We start from the raw sequence: 19,182 nt of genomic DNA, 5'->3' as shown, positions 1-19,182 counted from the left end.
GGCGTCGTTGCGCTTGAAGCGCCGACTCTTTTGCCGCGCGAGACCACGTTAGCGCTTAACGCGCAACGACCCTCTGTCGCGTTCGGCGACATCTCCCCTCAAGGGGGGAGATTGGCGCCTACATCACCCTTTGCGCTTCTCCACCTCCGCCTTCCTCAGCAGGAAGCGCTGGATCTTGCCGCTTGGGGTCTTCGGCAGTTCCGTGATGAACTCGACCTCGCGCGGGTAGGCGTGCGCGGAGAGCCGTTTCTTCACGTGCTGGGCAAGCTCTTCGGCGAGGTCGGGGTTGCCCTTGTAAGCCGGCACCAGCACGACGAAGGCCTTGACGATCTCTGTGCGCTGCGGATCGGGTACGCCGACCACGGCCGCCTCGTTGACCGCCGGATGCTCGATCAGCGCGCTTTCGACGTCGAACGGGCCGATGCGATAGCCGGCCGAAGTGATGACATCGTCGGCGCGGCCGATGAAGGAGACCGAACCGTCCGGCTCGTACTCCACCGTGTCGCCCGTGCGGTAGTAGCCGCCCCTGATCGCCGGCGTCTCGGCTTGGTGATAGCCGTCGAACCAGCGCAGCGGCGACTTCGCGATGTCGACGGCGAGGATGCCGGGCTGGTTGGGGCCGAGCTCGTTGCCGGCCTCGTCCAGTACCACCATGCGATATCCGGGCATGGCGAAGCCGGCCGAGCCCGCGCGCACGACATGCGAGAGCCCATGATGGTTGTTGACCATCATGCCGTTCTCGGTCTGGCCGTAATGGTCGTGAATGGGCGCGGCGAGATTTGCGTCGAACCAGCGGATGACTTCCGGGTTGAGCGGCTCGCCGGCGCTGCTCACCACGCGCAGTCTGCCTTTGACACGGGCCGCAGCTTCCGCGCCTTCCGCCATCAGCAGGCGATAGGCGGTCGGCGAGCCGGCAAGGCTGGTGACGCCGAGCCGCTCGATGATGTCGTAAGTGCTCTTGGCGTTGAAGGCGCCTTCATGGAAGGTCGTGGCGATGCCGAGCTGCAACGGGCCGGTGATGGCGTAATAGAGGCCGTAGGCCCAGCCGGGATCGGCGATATTCCAGAAGATGTCGTCGGGCAGCAAGCCGATCGCGCCACGCATATAGGCGCCGAAGGCGAGCAGGGCGCGGAGCGGCACCGGGACGCCCTTGGGCAGGCCGGTCGTTCCCGACGTCGACATCATCATGAACAAATCGTCGCCCTTGCGCATCACCGGCTGGCACTCGGGCGAGGCGGCGGCAAGCGCGGCGCGGAAATCGATGTCGCCTGCAGGTAGCACATCGCCATTGCCAAGAATGGTGGCGATTTGCGCTGATGTCTCGACCTCGTCGAGCTTGCCGCGATTGGCCGGGTTGGTCACCACGATCCTGGCGCCGCTATAGCCGAGGCGGTGCTCGATGGCTTTCGGACCGAAGGCGGTGAACAGCGGCTGGTAGACCGCGCCGATGCGCCACGTCCCGAGGATCAGCGCCACCAGTTTGGGGACGCGCGGCAGCATGCCGGCGACGACATCGCCGGCACCGACGCCGGCGGCCTTGAGCACATTGGCGGCGCGCCCGGACATGTCGGCGAGATCGTCGAAGCTGAATTCGCGAAGCTCGCCGCCGGCCGAGATCGCGCGCAGCGCCAGCCGGTCTTCTCCGGTGTAGCGGCCGCAGCATTCGACATAGGCATTGATGCCGGTTCCAGGGTTGCCATACAACCGCGCGATCTCATCTTCGATGCGAAAGCGCTGAACGGCATCCTCATAGCGCGGCATTTTGCTCATCGCGGTCCTCCCTAGGCGGCGCCCATCTCCCCTTGGAGCGCCTTATCGGTCAGATTGCCTGAAATTGCTGCGCTGGTCGATTACGGCGATAGTCGGGGGATGCGAAGGACCGCAGCGCAGCGACAATCCGCGCCGAGCCACTGCTGTTGACCGAACCATCCATCCGGCCGATAGCACCGCCAGAATTGCCCCGAGGCCCCAATGACCCCAGACTCAACTTTCGATGACGCGGCCACAGCCGACGAAGGACGCGACGCCGACCCCGCCTGGCAAAACGACATCCGCGCGGGCGTGCGCCACGTCCGCGATCTCGCCTCCCTGCCGCTGTCACCCGCCGAGCGCGCGGCGGCGCAGGAGGCGGCCGTACGCCACAAGGTGCGTGCCCCCAAAACCTATCTCGACCTGATCGACTGGAACGATCCCGCCGATCCGATCCGCGCCCAGGTCATTCCATCGCCGGATGAGCTGACGGAAACGGAAGGCGAGCTCGACGATCCGATCGCCGACCATGCCTTCAGTCCGGTGCCGCGACTGACGCACCGCCACGCCGACCGCGTGCTGTTGTTTGCGACCTACCAATGCGCGGTCTATTGCCGCTTCTGCTTCCGCAAGGAATCCCTGACCTCGATCGGCCGCGGCTATACGCGAGAAGCGCTCGAAGAGGCTTTTGCCTATATCGAGGGCCATACCGAAATCCGCGAAGTGATCCTGACCGGCGGCGATCCGCTGTCGCTGCCGGACAAGGCGCTGGCCGAAATCCGCGCCCGCATCGAGGCGATCGCGCATGTCAGGCTGCTGCGAATCCACACGCGCGTGCCTGTCGTACTGCCCGCGCGCATCACGCCGGGGCTGGTTGGCGCGTTGCAGGGCCGGCTGATGGTCACAATCGTCACCCATTTCAACCATGCGCGGGAGATCACGCCGGCCACCGAATTGGCCTGCCGCGTCATGCGCCAGGCAGGCTTCGTGCTGCTCAACCAGAGTGTCCTGCTCAAGGGCGTCAACGACACGGTCGAGGTGCTGGAGGAACTCTGCCGCGAACTGATGTACCGGCTCGGCGTCAAACCCTATTACCTGCACCATGGCGACCTCGCGCGCGGCATGGCGCACAGGCGCACCACGATTGCGCAGGGACAGGCGCTGGCCGGCGCGCTGCGCGCCCGCCTGTCGGGCATCTGCAATCCGGTCTATGTGCTGGACCTGCCGGATGGCGGCGGCAAGGTGCCGCTCGGGCCATGCCATGTCGAGGGACGGGACGGGCAGGATTGGCGCATCCGCGGCCAGGATGGCGAGGTGAGGGTATATCGGGACGTGGTGGTGTAGGCACGGCGCAGCGGCGACGATGACCGCCGCCGTCACATTGTCGATCGGGATGACCGATCGCACCAAACTCTCGCCACGACGCGTTCGCCTGCATTCCATATGTTGACATATAGATATCCTTATGTGATGGTTGTCGCCTCAAGGATAAAAAATGTCGCAGAATTCTGCATCGCTGGACGTTTTGTTCGGCCCCGTCGCGGCCAAGCCCGACGGTTCGGAAGTGCTTGCGGCGCTCACCGCGGCGGCACGCGAGCGCATCCTCATCCTCGACGGCGCCATGGGCACGCAGATCCAGGGTCTCGGTTTCGACGAGGAGCATTTTCGCGGCGAGGCATTCGCCGGCTGCGCCTGCCACCAGCAAGGCAACAACGACCTCTTGATCCTGACGCAGCCGAAGGCGATCGAGGAGATCCATTATCAATACGCCATCGCTGGCGCCGATATCCTCGAGACCAACACCTTCTCCTCGACCTCGATCGCCCAGGCCGATTACGGCATGGAGGATGCCGTCTACGCGCTGAACCGGGACGGCGCGCGACTGGTGCGTCGGGCAGCGGCGAGGGCACAGCAGGAGGACGGCAAGCGGCGCTTCGTCGCCGGCGCGCTCGGGCCGACCAACCGCACCGCCTCGATGTCCCCCGACGTCAACAATCCCGGCTACCGCGCGGTGACCTTCGATGAATTGCGCCTGGCCTATGGCGAGCAGCTGCGCGGCCTGGTCGACGGTGGCGCCGACATCATTCTCATCGAGACCATCTTCGACACGCTGAACGCCAAGGCGGCGATCTTTGCCTGCAACGAGATTTTCCTCGAAAAGGGCGTGCGCCTGCCGGTGATGATTTCGGGCACCATCACCGATCTCTCCGGCCGCACGCTGTCGGGCCAGACGCCGACCGCCTTCTGGCATTCGGTGCGCCATGCGAGCCCCTTCACCATCGGCCTCAACTGCGCGCTCGGCGCCAATGCGATGCGCGCGCATCTGGCCGAAATTTCAGGCGCCGCCGACACCTTCGTCTGCGCCTATCCGAATGCCGGCCTGCCCAATGAATTCGGCCGCTATGACGAGAGCCCGGACTTCATGGCCGCGCAGATCGAGGATTTTGCGCGGGAAGGGCTCGTCAACGTCGTCGGCGGCTGCTGTGGCTCGACGCCGGACCACATCCGCGCCATCGCCGAGGCTGTCAAGAAGTATCCGCCGCGCGCCATCCCCGAGATCGAGCGCAAGATGCGCCTGTCCGGGCTGGAGCCGTTCACGCTGACCGATGAGATTCCCTTCGTCAATGTCGGCGAGCGCACCAACGTCACCGGCTCGGCCAAGTTCCGAAAGCTGATCACGGCGGGCGACTATGTTCCGGCGCTCGACGTGGCGCGCGACCAGGTCGCCAATGGCGCACAGATCATCGACATCAACATGGATGAAGGCCTGATCGATTCGAAGAAGGCGATGGTCGAGTATCTAAACCTGATCGCCGCCGAGCCTGACATCGCGCGGGTCCCGGTGATGGTGGACTCCTCGAAATGGGAGATCATCGAGGCCGGGCTGAAATGCGTGCAGGGCAAGCCGCTGGTCAACTCCATCTCGATGAAGGAAGGCGAGGAAGCCTTTCTGCATCACGCGAAGCTGGTGCGCGCCTATGGCGCGGCCGTGGTCGTCATGGCCTTCGACGAGGCCGGTCAGGCCGACACCAGGGCGCGCAAGGTCGAGATCTGCACCCGCGCCTACAAGCTGCTCACCGAACAGGCCGGTTTCCCGCCCGAGGACATCGTCTTCGACCCCAATGTCTTCGCGGTCGCCACCGGCATCGAGGAGCACGACAATTACGGCGTCGACTTCATCGAGGCCACCGGCGAGATCACCGCCACGCTGCCGCATGTCCATATCTCGGGCGGCGTCTCGAACCTGTCCTTCTCGTTCCGCGGCAACGAGCCGGTGCGCGAGGCCATGCACGCGGTGTTCCTCTACCATGCCATCCAGCGCGGCATGGATATGGGCATCGTCAATGCCGGCCAGCTCGCCGTCTACGACACGATCGAGCCGGGGCTGCGCGAGGCGTGCGAGGATGTCGTGCTCAACCGCATGCCCAAGGCCGGCGGCACCGCCACCGAGCGCATGCTGGAGATCGCCGAACGCTTCAAGGGCACGGCCGGCAAGGAAGCCAGGGAGCGCGATCTCGCCTGGCGCGACTGGACGGTCGAGCAGCGCATTTCGCATGCGCTGGTCAACGGCATCACCGAATTCATCGACGCCGACACCGAAGAGGCGCGGCATGCGGCCGAGCGGCCTCTGCATGTCATCGAAGGCCCGCTGATGGCCGGCATGAATGTCGTCGGCGATCTGTTCGGCGCTGGAAAGATGTTCCTGCCGCAAGTGGTGAAGTCGGCGCGCGTGATGAAGCAGGCGGTGGCCGGATTGTTGCCGCACATGGAGGCCGAAAAGCTGGCCAACGCCGCCAACGGCATCGACAATGGCGAGCGCCAGACAGCGGGAAAAATCCTGATGGCGACGGTGAAGGGCGATGTCCACGACATCGGCAAGAACATCGTCGGCGTCGTTCTGGCCTGCAACAATTACGAGATCATCGATCTCGGCGTCATGGTGCCGGCGGCAAAGATCCTGCAGACGGCGCGTGAGCAAAATGTCGACATCATCGGCCTGTCCGGCCTGATCACCCCGTCGCTGGACGAGATGGTGCACATGGCCGCCGAGATGGAGCGTGAAGGCTTCGACATTCCGCTGCTGATCGGCGGCGCCACCACCAGCCGCGTGCACACGGCGGTGAAGATCCACCCGCGCTATTCCAAAGGACAGACGGTCTATGTCAACGACGCCAGCCGGGCGGTCGGCGTCGTCTCGTCCTTGCTGTCGAAGGAGACCAAGGGCGGCTACGTCGACACAGTGCGGGCCGAGTACAAAAAGGTCGCCGACGCGCATGCCCGCTCCGAGGCCGACAAGCAGCGGCTGCCGCTGGCAAAGGCCAGGGCCAATGCGCACAGGGTGGACTGGTCCGCCTATGAACCGCCGAAGCCGTCCTTCACCGGCGTGAAAGTGTTCGAGAACTGGGACCTGACTGAGCTCTCGCGCTACATCGACTGGACGCCGTTCTTCCAGACCTGGGAGCTGAAGGGGCGCTATCCCAAGATCCTCGATGACGAGAAGCAGGGACCGGCGGCGCGCCAGCTGTTCGAGGATGCGCAGGCGATGCTGAAAAAGATCATCGCGGAAAAATGGTTCGCGCCGCGCGCCGTCATCGGCTTCTGGCCGGCGAACGCCGTCGGCGACGACATCAGGCTGTTCACGGATGAGGCACGCTCGCAGGAACTGGCAACCTTCTTCACGCTGCGCCAGCAACTGACCAAGCGCGACGGCAAGGCCAATGTCGCGCTGTCGGATTTCGTCGCGCCGGCCGACAGCGGCAAGCCGGACTATATCGGCGGCTTCATCGTCACCGCGGGGATCGAGGAGGTGGCGATATCAGAGCGCTTCGAGCGCGCCAATGACGATTATTCCTCGATCATGGTCAAGGCGCTGGCCGATCGTTTCGCCGAAGCGTTCGCCGAGCGCATGCACGAGAAGGTGCGCAAGGAATTCTGGGGCTATGCATCAGACGAGACGCTGGCGCCCGACGAACTGGTCGGCGAGCCCTATCGCGGCATCCGCCCGGCGCCCGGCTATCCCGCGCAGCCCGATCATACCGAGAAGGCGACCTTGTTCCGGCTGCTCGACGGCGAGCGCAATGTCGGCGTCAGCCTGACCGAGAGCTATGCGATGTGGCCGGGCTCCTCGGTCTCCGGCATCTATCTCGCCCATCCCGAAAGCTATTATTTCGGCGTCGCCAAGGTCGAGCGCGACCAGGTCGAGGACTATGCCCGCCGCAAAGCCATGCCGCTGGCCGATGTCGAGCGCTGGCTCGGCCCGATCCTCAACTATGTCCCTCAGCACTATGCCGAGGCGGCGGAATAGCGGCTGCGACGTGGCCCAATGGCTGCTCGACCGCTCCCTTGATTTTTCACCGTCGAAAAAAATCGCGCCGCACCCGGTTCTCGGCGAGCTGCCGGTTGTCGGTCGGTCAGACTTAGGTCCCTCGCGCCTGCTTTTCTGGAACAAGCCGTGATGTCCCGCATTTTATTGGCAGGGACACAAGGAGTGTCGAGTGAAAGCGATTTTGGGACTGGTCGGCGGCTTCGTGCTGACCCTTGCGGTGTTCGGCAGCGGGCTGGTTTTCGCAGCCTGGCTGCTTGCCGCCAAGCCTGTGCGGGAGGCAAGGCCCACCGTCAGCGTGGCGGAACTGTGGACCCGGAAAGCGCGGCCGGTGGACAAGACGGCGCAGGACTTCGAACGTGTGCCGCCCGAGCAGTCCGCGCCTGCCGACATCGCCGCCAAGGAGCCAGCCCAGGACCCGGCCAGGCAGCAGCCCGATCCCACAGTCACCGGCGCCATCGCGCGGACCGAACTGCCGCCGCCGCATCTCGCCTGGTGCGCCAGCCGATACCGCTCCTACGATCCCGACGACAACAGCTACATGTCCTATAGCGGACAGCAGCGCACCTGCGTATCGCCCTATCTCGCCGCCGACCGCGTCGCGCCGCGAGAGGCAAGCTACGTCGAGGGCGCGGGCGCCTACGCGGCCGCCGGCGGCGACCATGTCGAATCCTGCTTCAGCCGCTATCGCTCCTACCGTCCGGAAGACAACAGCTACCAGCCATATTCCGGCGGGCCGAGACGGCAATGCGAATAGCCAGCGCGAAGGGCGCCGCAACGATTGCGACCGCGCGATTTCTGGGATCGTTCGGATCGTCCTCAAAGCCCAGGGGAGGAACCACCATGGAAGACGACCGGCATCACAAGATACAGCAGCGCGCCTATCAGATCTGGGAGCGCGAAGGCACTGGCGACCCCGAGCATCACTGGCACCGGGCCGAGGCCGAAATCGACCGCGAAGCAGCCCTGCCGCTGACCGCAGACGACGCCCTGCCGCGCGAGATCGCCAGCACCGACGTGCCGTCGAGGAACTCGCCGTGCGCACCGGCATATCGGGCGACGAGGCGCAGGAGTTGATCGACAGACTGGGCACGGACAGGGCGGCGGTTGAGCAGGCGGCGAGGGGGAGCGAGGGAAAGAGGCGGGCAAAGGCATGATCAGAGGCCTAGGACGATCTTTCAGAGTGTCTTGTTGACACTTATCACTTTGGCAGTCGCGACAGGGGCCGTCATTCTCTGACAGCTTTGCGCCTAAATTGATCCGTGCTGGCCATAGCAACATCCGTAAGCGGACGGTGCCGATGCCGGCGAAGCAGCCCAGATGCCGCGATACGAAGTGCCAACCACTTCGCGGCACCAGCGTGCCTGTAGACACTCTCGCCACTTTCTCTATACGACGTCGAGACGGGGTGGCGAGCAACGATGATCACAGTGTTGGTGCACGAGTTGAATCAGACGCCGATGCGGCGGCTGATTTCGTCGGCAGGGCACTTGTTGCCGCTTTTGCGCATGGAAACCTATCAGTCAGTCTTCCGCCGACTAAACTTTCCCGCGGGTACCTTGGTTTTTACTGATTTTGAGTATCTGAATGGCATGGAAATGATGGCGGCGGCGGATATTGCTGAAGCCGCAAAGCGCGCCGACCCTGATGCTCGAATTCTAAACCATCCCGCGACTGTCCTGGAGCGGTTCGCCCTGCTCCGCCGGCTTCGTATTAGAGGAATCAACCCGGTCGAAGTATCGCGTCTGGAGCAGGATGAGCGACCAACCCGTTACCCTGTTTTTATCCGGATGGAAGATGGCTTTTGGGGGCCGGAAACCAAGCTTCTGGAAAACCCACGCCAACTTGAAGAGGCGATCGCCGTGCTCCAGGGCAACGCCAAGCCGATGAAGCGGCGCATCGCCGTCTCCTTTGAAGCCGATCGCGATTCGAACGGCTACTATCGAAAGTATGGCGCATTCCGCATTGGGGACGCGATTGTGTCCCAGCACATACTTAGGTCCGTCGACTGGAACGTTAAGTCATCGGCAAGCAGCACCGACCCGGATTTCGTGCGCGAGGAACTCGCCTTCGTAAAGGACAATCCGCACGCTGAGGACCTGCTTCGCGCCTGCAATACGGGCCATATCCAGTTCGGCCGCGTGGACTACACGTTGCGAGACGGCGCATTGGTGATATTCGAGGTCAACCCCAATCCGACTTTTCCGAAGTTCAAAGGTGGCGCAGCCGCCCGTGAGGAACGACGTGGCCACATTATCGCGGCGTTGAAAGTTGCATTCGAGGCAATCGACAGTTCCGGCACCGGGAGAATCGACTTCCTGCCTTCAGCCGGATCTTACCAATTCATTCAGTCGGGCCGCTGGATATGGCCGGTGAGATGGCTTTGGAGAACAAGAATGGCCCGGCGAAGGAAGATGCAATCGCAATGAACGGCCCGCGAGAAAGCCCACCGGCAGGACAACGGCTCTCGATTTACACCGACGAACCACTCACGCAACTTGCCCGTTTTTCGTTTGATTGGGCTGAGGTGCTGTGTGACCCGAGCCATGGGTGTATGCCCTACCATCGCACGTGGAGCATGATCCGCCTGCTGGAATCGAAAGGTGCCAAGCCGGCCGGCGGGGGGTTCTTTGGGCGTGAACTGGCTGCCGTGGCCCAGGAGGGACGCTGTCGCATTCTCCTGTCGGGCGCGGCCGACACCGGCCTGGCGGCAATGGTTCTGGGCCAAACGAGGCCGGTCGGCATCGAGCCCGAACTTGTGCTGATCGATCGCTGTGAAACGACGGTCGAACAGAACAGGCTGTTTGCCCGCTCCGCCGGTTTTGCGCTCGAGACCCACCGCGCCGACATTCGCGGTTGCGACTGTGCGCCGGTGCAGGCAGTTGTCGCGCATAGCGTTCTTAATTTCTTCGACCGCAGCGCACGCCAGCAGGTGGTCGACAGTTGGGCGCGTAGTCTCAAGCCTGGCGGACGCCTGCTTCTCTCCCAGAGGTTGCTATCGGAAAAAGACCAGCCGAGGGGGCCTCGCGGCAGCGCTGAAATCGGCCGAAGGCTTTCGACCATCGAGAAGGCCGCCGTCGCGGCGCATTTTCCTGCCGCTGCCGTGGCGGAGCTGAAGACGGCCGTCGAAGCGCTCTGGGATGAACCGCTGCATGAAGATCGCACTACGTATTCAGACCTTGCGGATATGCTGAAGCAATCCAACCTGACGATTATCGGCTCGGAGCAGCATCATACCGGGAAAAGCGTTTCCCCGCTTGCCGCTGCCGACAGCGTCCAGACAATTCCAAGATACGAAATCGTCGCCGTCAGGATGTAGCCCGACCACTAGAACAAGTGCGACATCGCAGAAGCGGGAAGGTCGATAGCCGCTATCCGATCTAGATAAAACCAGGTCGCCACTGCGACCGCAACCGAGGTGCAAGATGCCAGTGCCGCCGACTTCAAGGTCAGCTTCTGACCGGCTGCAATCCATATCAGGGTAAACAGGGATAGCGCCGCCGGGAGGCCCGCCAGCCAGACAGCGGCCGGCAACAGGAGCATCATCATCAACGGCACACGATGGCTTTCCGGGATCGTATGGGTCCGTCCGCCTCCCTGTTTCTCGTGGCCAACAAGCGAGATCGTTTGCACAAGGGCGACCGCGAGCATCGCAAACAGACAACACCAGGCCACGGCCTGCGCGAAGATCGAATAGCCTGGCTGCCCTTGGAGCGATATCGCTGCCATCACAGCGCATCCACCGGTCAACAGCCATGCGACTGCGGCATCGGCACGCTTTGGCTTGACACGTCGCGGCGGCAAAACACCACCGCGCACGATCCATGCGAGGGAAAGCGCGATTATGACCATGATCGTCAACGACGCCGGCCGTTGTAGAGGGTTCAGCCTGCCGACACGGGCCAACTCCACACTGAGCGCCAGGTTTCGCTCGATGAAGCCGCCCAGGACGAATGATATGACAAAAGGAATTTGCGGCCAGGCGAGGCGCTTCAGCATGTAGCCGGCCAGCCCGAAAGCGACGGCTACGTACAGATCGATCAGCAGCCCGTTTAGCTGCACGATCGTCACGAAGCTGACGACAATGATCGGGAGCGCGATGCGGTCGATCCTGAGAGCAGTCAGGCGCGCAAAATATGGTGTCAACGCCAATCCCACTGCGGACGTCAGCAGGTTCGACAGCAGCAGCGCGGTAATCAACGTGAACGTCAGGGGCAAGCCGGTCGTCAGCATCGGTATGCCCGGAACGATGCCGTGTACCGTCAGGACTGTCAGCAGGATCAAGCCGCCCTCGCTGCCGGGAAGGCCGAAGGCAACGGTCGGCAGAAGCGAGCCTCCGTCCTTCGAATCGACGGCCGCTTCCGGCGCAATGATGCCCCTGATGTCACCAGATCCGAACCTTGAGCGCTGGTCCTTGGGGGTTGTCTGGATCGCCTGCCCGTAGGCAACGAAGCTGGCGACCGTTCCTCCAACACCTGGAATGATGCCGACCAACACGCCGATGGCCGACGATCGCATTGTTAGTCCCCAATGACGAAAGACAGCAAGCATACCGGTCCAGATCGAGTCGTTCGCGTTTTCCAGGCCAGCCGCTTTTTCAAGCTGCAATCTTTTTCGCCACGAGATGATTTCAGAAACGGTGAAAAAGCCAAGCAGCAGCGCGACCATGTCGACGCCGTCGAAGAGAGCGATGCTCCCAAACGTCCAGCGTGGTTGGCCATAGGTCGGATCAGTTCCGACAAGACCGACCAAAAGCCCCAGCAGCGCCATCGCCAGCGCTTTCAGACGGGACGCGCTTGGAACCGCAATGATCGTCGACAGGCCCCACACGCCGAGCAGCACGTATTCAAACGGTCCGAATTGCAGGATGAACGGCCGAATGATCGGCATGAGCGCTATGAGGACGAGGACGCCAAAAACCGATCCGACGGCCGAGGCCGTTGCCGCGGCGGCTATCGCGGTGCGAGGCAGGCCGGCCCTGGACATCGGATGGCCGTCGAGCAGGGTTGCCGCGCTTGGCGCGTTGCCCGGTATGTTGAAGAGGATAGCCGTTATAGATCCCATGAAGGTCGCGCCGCCGGTCAGGGCGCCAAACAGCAACAACACCGATACCGGATCCCAATGCACGGTTGCGACCAGCAGAAGGGTTGCAAGGCTGGCGCCGCCAATCCCTGGAAGAAAGGACGTAGCCATGGCAACCAAGGTGCCAAGCACCGGGATCAGTATGTTCGGCCAGGAGAATACATTGCCCAGTCCAGTGCCGAGGGCAGCCCAATATCCGGTCATCAGCGCGTTGCTCGCGCATCCCGCTCGAGTTCCGGGTGTTTTTTCAGATACGCTTCCGCCTCATGGAAGGCACTGAGCATATCGTTGATCACGATGACGGTCTGGTCAGCGTCGCGCGGCTCGATTGGACGTTTCTGAGCTTCAAGCGCCACCTTGAACCCATCGCTCTTGACCGCGGCAGAGACGGCGTCACGAAGACAACCTAGCGATTTCTGCTCCATCTCGGCAGGGGCAAAAAATCCCCGCGCTGTCGCCGAAGCTTTCGCGACGGCGATGGCCAACCGCAATCGTTCTTCCTGCTTCTCCTTGGAAAGGCCTTGGCTACGCTGCCACACCAACCCTCCTTCACCCGCCAGGAAAGCCACGCCTGGCGCGTTCGGGTCAGGTCCCTCCGTGAGAACCAGACCGACTTTGGCTTCGCCTGCGGCGGTCGAGCGCAAGCCTGTCGTCAATGAATTGGATGTCATATCGCCTTCGCCACGCAGGAGCGCGGACATGAGTGCGCCGCTGCCTTCATAGCCCGAGACCACGTCGACCTTGATATCGAGGAGGTGCGCGGTGAGCACTATCGGCAGGATGCCGGCTTCAAGCGATGAAACCGACGCGACCAGATGTTTGGCGCTTTGCAAATCGACATCGTTCCGAACGATCCACGCTTCGGGATCGATGTGAATCAGTCCTATCGGATTTAGCCGATTCATCCAGTTGTCGACGCCAGCCGGAATGTCACCTTGCGAAATTATGTCTGAGACGCTTTCAATCATAAGGACCAGTTCGTCGGACGGGGCATTGGTTACACGCTTTAGCGCCGCAAATCCGCCTGCCGCAGGCATATTGACGACCCTGACATCGAGCTCGGTCGTGCTGGCAAGGGCCGGCGCAAATGCACGGGCATAGGTATCATAGCCGCCGCCGGCAGCGTTGGGGACAACGAGGGTGATTCGCCGGCCGGCGTAGGTGGTTGCGCAAGCGATCTCGCCGCCGCTTGCCGCGGACGGCAGGTAGATTGCCGCGGCGGTGATTGCCGCCAACGCCACACGAAAGAACTTCATCTCGCCAAGCCCCAGATTTCACCCAGTGGTGATACTTTAGATAGCCCTTGCAACGCCAGCGTTGTTCCTTAGCAATCGCGCTTAGTTTCGTGAATGTCGCGGTCTGTGTCGCCAATTGGCGTCCGATCTGCCATGCGGTTATTCAGTTCATTAACCTTTCATTAACCATACCACCGCTAGCGTTTACCTCTCAGTAAGGAATCGCCCGCCGTGACCTTTGCCGCTCCCCTCGAGGCCAAATCCATTCGCTTTCGCGCCCGCTCCTTCGTCGCTTTCACGCTGACGCCGGAGGCGCCTTTGGATGTGTGGCTGGAGAGCCTGGATCGCTGGGTCGGCAACTCGCCGGGCTATTTTGCCGGGCGCCCGGTGGTGCTCGATCTCAACGTGCTGAAGCCCGATGTCGTGGCCATCGAAGCGCTGGTCGATCTGCTCGGCCAGCGCGGCATCCGCATCTATGCCATCGAACTCGACGGCGGCGCCGAGCTTGGCGCGCATCTGCCGCCGGTGCTGGTCGGCGCCAAGGAGGCGACCACCGACGGTCTGCTGCAGCCGAGCCGCAAGGCGGGCAGGGCGGAGGACGCCACGCCGGCAGGCGATACGAAGGCGGCCGGTGACATCAAGGCAGAGGCCGGCGATTTGAAGGCGGGCGATTTGAAACCGGCGAGCGATGCCAGGGCACAGCCGAAAGACGCCAAAATTGCCGCACCCGACGCTGGCACGTTGATGATCCGCTCGCCGATCCGTTCGGGCCAGCTCATCTTCCATCCGCATGGCGATGTCATCGTGCTGGGCTCGGTCGCGTCCGGATCCGAGATCGTCGCCACCGGCTCGATCCATGTCTATGGCACGCTGCGCGGCCGCGCTTCGGCAGGCGCTCAAGGGAACACGGCGGCGCGCGTCTTCTGCCGCAGGAACGAGGCCGAGCTTCTGTCCGTGGATGGCTGGTATTGCACGGCCGAGGAGATGGACCCGTCAGTCCGGGGCAAGCCTGTGCAGGCATTTCTCGACAACGGCATGCTGCGCATCGCCCCTTTCAGCTAATGCGTCTCGCCCGACAACGACATAACGAACAACAACGGAGGCTTTATTGATGGGCAAGGTAGTGGTGGTCACCTCGGGCAAGGGGGGCGTCGGCAAGACGACCTCTACCGCGGCTCTGGGGGCGGCGGTCGCCAAGACCGGCAAGAAGGTGGCGCTGGTCGATTTCGATGTCGGCCTGCGCAACCTCGATTTGATCATGGGCGCCGAACGGCGCGTGGTGTTCGACCTCGTCAACGTCATCCAGGGCTCGGCAAAGCTGTCGCAGGCGCTGATCCGCGACAAGCGGGTCGAGACTTTGTTCCTGCTGCCGGCCTCGCAGACGCGCGACAAGGATGCGCTGACCGAGGAGGGCGTGGCCGAGGTCATCGGCAAGCTGCGCTCGGTGTTCGACTATGTCTTCTGCGACAGCCCGGCCGGCATCGAGCGCGGCGCGCAACTCGCCATGCGCTTTGCCGACGAGGCGGTCATCGTCACCAATCCGGAAGTGTCGTCGGTGCGCGATTCCGACCGCATCATCGGCCTGCTCGATTCCCGCACCTTGCGGGCCGAGGAGGGCGAGCAGATCGCCAAGCATGTGCTGGTCACGCGCTACGATGCGGGACGCGCCGCGCGCGGTGAAATGCTGTCGATCGACGATGTGCTGGAGATACTGTCGGTGCCGCTGCTCGGCATCATTCCGGAAAGCCAGGATGTGCTGCGCGCCTCCAACCTCGGTTCGCCGGTGACGCTGTCGGAGCCGCTGAACGCCGCCGCCAAGGCTTACATCGACGCGGCCAAGCGGCTCGAGGGCGAACAGCTGCCGGTCATCGTGCCCTTCGAGCGCAAGGGCTTCCTCGATCGTCTTTTGGGAAGGAGGGCGGCATGAACCTGCTCGACATCTTCAAGCGGCGCACCAGCGCGCCGGTGGCGCGCGAACGGCTGCAAGTGCTTCTCGCCTATGAGCGCCGCAACCGCAGCCAGCCCGATCTCGTCTCCATCCTGCGCGAGGAGATCATGGCGGTGATCGCCAAGCACGTGCAGATCGACCAGGATTATCTGCAAGTTTCGATGGACCGCGGCGAGACCATGTCGACGCTGGAGATCGACATCCAGATCCCCAACAAGAGCGCGGTGCCGCTGGCGATGGCGGGGTGAGATTGAAGCTGCTGATCTCCCCCCTTGTGGGGGAGATGGCCGGCAGGCCAGAGGGGGGCGCTGTCCCGCCGGCCTGTCGATTACATGTAGCAACGGCTTTGCCGAAGATCTGGATTCGCCGAGATGTAGCGATCCTTCGCGCCCCCCTCTGTCCTGCCGGACATCTCCCCCACGAGGGGGGAGATTGCGCTCCTCGCGCTCGCCTGCGCCAAGCACCCCCACCCGGACCTGCGGTCCGACCTCCCACAAGGGGGAGGTAGGGCGTTTGCGCCTCTCCCCAAAAAACATTCAACCAACTAGTTGACTATCTAAAATCTCGCCTCTATATTCAACTACATGGTTGAATTAGAGGCGCCCCAGATGGACCAGGTTTTTCACGCCCTCGGCGACGCCACGCGCCGGAACATGCTTAACCACCTCGCCGGCGGCGAGCGTACGGTGAGCGAGTTGGCGCAGCCCTTTGCCATGTCGCTGGCCGCCGCCTCCAAGCACATCAAGGCGCTGGAGCATGCCGGGCTGATCCGGCGCGAAGTGCGCGGGCGCACCCATGTCTGCCGCCTCGAGGCCCGCCCGCTGGCCACCGCCTATCAGTGGCTCGGCCAATACGCGCGTTTCTGGAACAGCCGCCTCGATGTCCTCGAACAGCTTTTGCGCGAGGAGGCGGGGCGCAAAACGTCGACAACGCCGGCACCGGCAAATCCAGAACCATCGAAGCCGGAATCACCCAAGCCAGACACATCCAGGCCAACATCATCCGAGGGAGACGACCGATGAACCAGATGAACAGCTTCGACGGCTACGCCCAGCTGATCCAGCCGGCCACGTTGAGGATCGAACGGCTTTTGCCCGGAACCAGGGAGCGCGTCTGGGAATATCTGACGCAGAGCGATCTGCGCCGCCAATGGCTGGCGGCCGGCGACATGGAGATGGAGGAAGGCTCTTCCTTCGATCTGGTCTGGCGCAATGACGAACTGACCGACCCGCCCGGCGACAGGCCGGCCAGCTTCAGTGGCGGGGAGCAGCGGATGCACAACCAGATCGTCGAGTGCGATCCGCCGCGCAAGCTCACCATCACCTGGAACGGCAGCGGCAATGTCGCCTTCGAATTGGCGCAGCGCGGCGACGACGTCCTGCTCACCCTGGTCCACCGCCGCCTGCCGGACCGCTCAAGCCTGATGATGCATGCCGCCGGCTGGCACGTGCATCTCGACCTCCTGGTTGCCCGCGTAGCGGCCGAGAAGCCCGAACCGTTCTGGGACAGCTTTAGCCGTATCGTGGCGGAATACGACCGGCGCCTGCCGGCCTGACCTGACCTAACGCATCGCCCGGTCCAACCGGGCACCATCGATCCCTTGCGCCGGATGCCGGCGCAAGGGCCGGCGAAACACGCGCCTTCGCCAGACACCGCGGCGCGCCAGCGGAAATGAAACCAGGCAACGTGCTTGCATCCCGCAAGCCCGAAGGAGGAAGTCATGCGTAAATTGATCACCGGAATGAAGATCTCCATCGACGGCAAGATGGAAGGCCCCGAAGGCTTCGCCGACTGGGTCGACAACTGGTCGGAGGAATACGGCCTGATGCCTGAGATCGACGCCTGCCTGCTCGGCGGCGTCATGTATGCCGGTTATGAGCGCTACTGGAGCGCGATCCAACAGAACGAGCCGGACCAGCCATTGCCGATGACCGGCAGGCTGGTCGACCCGGCCGAACTCGAATGGGCGCGCTTTGCCGCGAAAACCCCGCACTATGTGCTGTCGAACACCATGACGACGTCAGCCTGGGCCTCGACGCGCTTCCTGCGCCGCCTCGACGACGTCGCGGCGCTGAAGCGCGAGCCCGGCAAGGACATCTACCTCATGGGCGGCGCCCGCATCACCGCCAGCCTGATCCAGGCGGGGCTAGTGGATGAAATGCGGCTGATCGTCTATCCGCTGCTCGCCGGCGACGGCAAGGCGCTGTTCGGCACGGTGCACGCCCGGCACGGACTGGAGCTGCGCCAGGTCGGCCAGCTGTCGGATGGGCGGGTGAGCCTGGTGTATGGGCTGGCGAGCTAGCCTCTTTTCCTCTCCCTCCGGAGGGGGGAGAGGTGGCGCCGCGAAGCGGCGACGGAGTGGGGGAAGGCGCTCATGAAACCCACGGTCGCCGCAAAACAGGAGCGACGGAAGCGAGCGCGAAATGCCTGCAAGCAGGCAATCAGGCGGATGAACGGTCGACCCCCACTCCGTCGACCTACGCTCGACACCTCTCCTCCGATCGACGGGGGAGAGGAAGGGCGCGAGCTTATGCGAGCTGGCATTTTCCTCTCCCTCCGGAGGGGGGAGAGGTGGCGCCGCGAAGCGGCGACGGAGTGGGGGAAGGCGCTCAGGAAACCCACGGTCGCCGCCTCCGGCAAGCAGGCAATCGGGCGGATGTGATGGACGGTCGACCCCCACTCCGTCGAGCTTCGCTCGACACCTCTCCCCGATCGACGGGGGAGAGGAAGGGTGTCGGCGTTCGCCTCCCACCCTTGCCCTATCAACAGCCCGCTCGTGCCACACGACAGCCAGGCCCTTTATCCCTATCTCCGGCCTGCGCTACGGCCGGCTGGTCGCGCGGGGAGGGACTGGAATTGACGTCGACGCCGATTGCCGCAGCTGAAGCGAAGGGCTTGCCGATCGGCGCGTTGCTTGGCGCCATGGTGTCGATCCAGATCGGCGCCACCTTCGCCAAGGGCCTGTTTCCGCTGATCGGCGCCAATGGCACCACGGCGCTGCGGCTGGCCGTGGGCGCGCTGATGCTGGCGGCGGTGCTGAGGCCGTGGCGGGTGCGGCCGTCGCGCGCCGTTCTGCCCTGGCTCATCGCCTATGGCGTCAACCTCGCGGCGCTGAACCTGCTGTTTTACGCAGCGCTCGCCAGAATCCCGCTCGGCGTCGCGGTGGCGCTCGAATTCTCCGGCCCGCTGCTCGTGGCGACGCTGTCGTCGCGGCGCGCCACCGACTTCGTCTGGGTGGTGCTGGCCGTTGCCGGCATATTGCTGTTGTCGCCCTTCATCCACTCCGGCAGTGCACTCGACCCGATCGGCGTGATGCTGGCGCTGGCCGCCGGCTGCTGCTGGGCGCTCTACATCGTCTTTGCGCAAAAGGCGGGCGCCGAGCTTGGCAGCCAGACCACGGCTTACGGCCTGGTCATTGCCGCTGCTGTCGCCCTGCCGTTCGGCCTAGCCGAGGCGGGTACCGGCCTGATCGCACCCGCGATCCTGGTCAGCGCGCTGCTGGTCGGGCTGTTCTCCAGCGCCTTGCCGTTCTGGCTGGAGATGGTGGCGCTGACCCGGATGCCGGCCAGGCTCTACGGCACGCTGACTTGTCTGGAGCCGGCGCTGGGCGCGCTGGCCGGCTTCCTGTTCCTGCACGAGACCCTGAGCCCGCTGCAATGCGCGGGCATCGCCGCCGTGGTCGTCGCCGCCTTCGGCGCGGCGCTGACGACGAAGCCGCCGGTACCGTCGCCGGAATAGTTGCCTGAAATGGATATGTGACGCCGATGCCGTGGTCCGCCGGTCCCGTGTCCGGTTGCTCAAGCGCCTGCAGCATCGATATATGGATCGATGTATGCGCAGGAGAT

General features: G+C 63.7%; 15 protein-coding genes and 1 pseudogene. 13 read left to right on the top strand and 3 right to left on the bottom strand.

Annotated elements, in window-relative coordinates:
* Positions 1-123 precede the first annotated feature (123 nt).
* Complete coding sequence (locus NKI46_RS03440) at positions 124-1,770, bottom strand: acyl-CoA synthetase (protein ID WP_352744788.1); 1,647 nt, start codon at positions 1,768-1,770, stop codon at positions 124-126.
* Positions 1,771-1,971: 201 nt separating this feature from the next.
* On the opposite strand from NKI46_RS03440, the gene NKI46_RS03435 reads away from it, so the two are divergent.
* The 6 genes and pseudogenes from NKI46_RS03435 (at position 1,972) to NKI46_RS03410 (ending at position 10,391) form a co-directional block, all read left to right on the top strand.
* Positions 1,972-3,093 (top strand): KamA family radical SAM protein, encoded by a 1,122-nt coding sequence (locus NKI46_RS03435; protein WP_352744785.1) that lies wholly within the window; start codon positions 1,972-1,974, stop codon positions 3,091-3,093.
* 151 nt (positions 3,094-3,244) lie between these two features.
* Positions 3,245-7,054 carry a methionine synthase gene (gene metH, locus NKI46_RS03430; protein ID WP_352744782.1) on the top strand — a complete coding sequence of 1,270 codons (3,810 nt, stop codon included), beginning with the start codon at positions 3,245-3,247 and terminating at the stop codon, positions 7,052-7,054.
* A 190-nt stretch (positions 7,055-7,244) separates the two neighbouring features.
* On the top strand, positions 7,245-7,829 hold the full coding sequence (locus NKI46_RS03425; RefSeq protein WP_023738670.1) for a BA14K family protein: 585 nt from the start codon (positions 7,245-7,247) through the stop codon (positions 7,827-7,829).
* 86 nt (positions 7,830-7,915) lie between these two features.
* Positions 7,916-8,229: pseudogene (locus tag NKI46_RS03420) on the top strand (DUF2934 domain-containing protein).
* A gap of 264 nt (positions 8,230-8,493) precedes the next feature.
* Positions 8,494-9,501, top strand: coding sequence for a hypothetical protein (locus tag NKI46_RS03415; RefSeq protein WP_023695521.1), 1,008 nt, complete (start codon positions 8,494-8,496; stop codon positions 9,499-9,501).
* Positions 9,450-10,391, top strand: a complete 942-nt coding sequence (locus tag NKI46_RS03410; protein WP_198020726.1) for a class I SAM-dependent methyltransferase — start codon at positions 9,450-9,452, stop codon at positions 10,389-10,391. The genes NKI46_RS03415 and NKI46_RS03410 overlap by 52 nt, the downstream gene beginning before the upstream one ends.
* 8 nt (positions 10,392-10,399) lie before the next feature.
* Here the strand turns inward: NKI46_RS03410 and NKI46_RS03405 are convergent, their stop codons facing one another.
* The gene (locus tag NKI46_RS03405) at positions 10,400-12,358 is read right to left on the bottom strand and encodes a tripartite tricarboxylate transporter permease (protein ID WP_352653063.1); all 1,959 of its coding nucleotides are present in this window, start codon (positions 12,356-12,358) and stop codon (positions 10,400-10,402) included.
* Positions 12,358-13,410 (bottom strand): Bug family tripartite tricarboxylate transporter substrate binding protein, encoded by a 1,053-nt coding sequence (locus NKI46_RS03400; protein WP_352744778.1) that lies wholly within the window; start codon positions 13,408-13,410, stop codon positions 12,358-12,360. The genes NKI46_RS03405 and NKI46_RS03400 overlap by 1 nt, the downstream gene beginning before the upstream one ends.
* 210 nt (positions 13,411-13,620) lie before the next feature.
* Between NKI46_RS03400 and minC the strand changes: the two genes are divergently transcribed.
* The 7 genes from minC to NKI46_RS03365 all read left to right on the top strand — a co-directional run bounded on the left by minC (position 13,621) and on the right by NKI46_RS03365 (position 19,075).
* Complete coding sequence (gene minC / locus NKI46_RS03395) at positions 13,621-14,451, top strand: septum site-determining protein MinC (protein WP_352744775.1); 831 nt, start codon at positions 13,621-13,623, stop codon at positions 14,449-14,451.
* Positions 14,452-14,500: 49 nt separating this feature from the next.
* Positions 14,501-15,316, top strand: coding sequence for a septum site-determining protein MinD (gene minD, locus NKI46_RS03390; RefSeq protein WP_023670342.1), 816 nt, complete (start codon positions 14,501-14,503; stop codon positions 15,314-15,316).
* Positions 15,313-15,585 carry a cell division topological specificity factor MinE gene (minE, locus tag NKI46_RS03385; protein WP_023684809.1) on the top strand — a complete coding sequence of 91 codons (273 nt, stop codon included), beginning with the start codon at positions 15,313-15,315 and terminating at the stop codon, positions 15,583-15,585. The genes minD and minE overlap by 4 nt, the downstream gene beginning before the upstream one ends.
* A gap of 336 nt (positions 15,586-15,921) precedes the next feature.
* Positions 15,922-16,359 carry an ArsR/SmtB family transcription factor gene (locus NKI46_RS03380; protein ID WP_352627422.1) on the top strand — a complete coding sequence of 146 codons (438 nt, stop codon included), beginning with the start codon at positions 15,922-15,924 and terminating at the stop codon, positions 16,357-16,359.
* On the top strand, positions 16,356-16,892 hold the full coding sequence (locus tag NKI46_RS03375) for an SRPBCC family protein (protein ID WP_352744771.1): 537 nt from the start codon (positions 16,356-16,358) through the stop codon (positions 16,890-16,892). Before NKI46_RS03380 ends, NKI46_RS03375 begins: the two co-directional genes overlap by 4 nt.
* Before the next feature lie 165 nt (positions 16,893-17,057).
* On the top strand, positions 17,058-17,639 hold the full coding sequence (locus tag NKI46_RS03370; RefSeq protein ID WP_352744769.1) for a dihydrofolate reductase family protein: 582 nt from the start codon (positions 17,058-17,060) through the stop codon (positions 17,637-17,639).
* Between the two features lie 554 nt (positions 17,640-18,193).
* Positions 18,194-19,075, top strand: coding sequence for an EamA family transporter (locus tag NKI46_RS03365; RefSeq protein WP_352520201.1), 882 nt, complete (start codon positions 18,194-18,196; stop codon positions 19,073-19,075).
* Positions 19,076-19,182 lie beyond the last annotated feature (107 nt).

Origin of the sequence: Mesorhizobium sp. M0615 (assembly GCF_040320805.1) — a bacterium.
Classification (GTDB): Bacteria; Pseudomonadota; Alphaproteobacteria; order Rhizobiales; family Rhizobiaceae; genus Mesorhizobium.
Note: the sequence above shows the minus strand (reverse complement) of the source record. Positions and strands in the feature narration are given on the sequence as shown.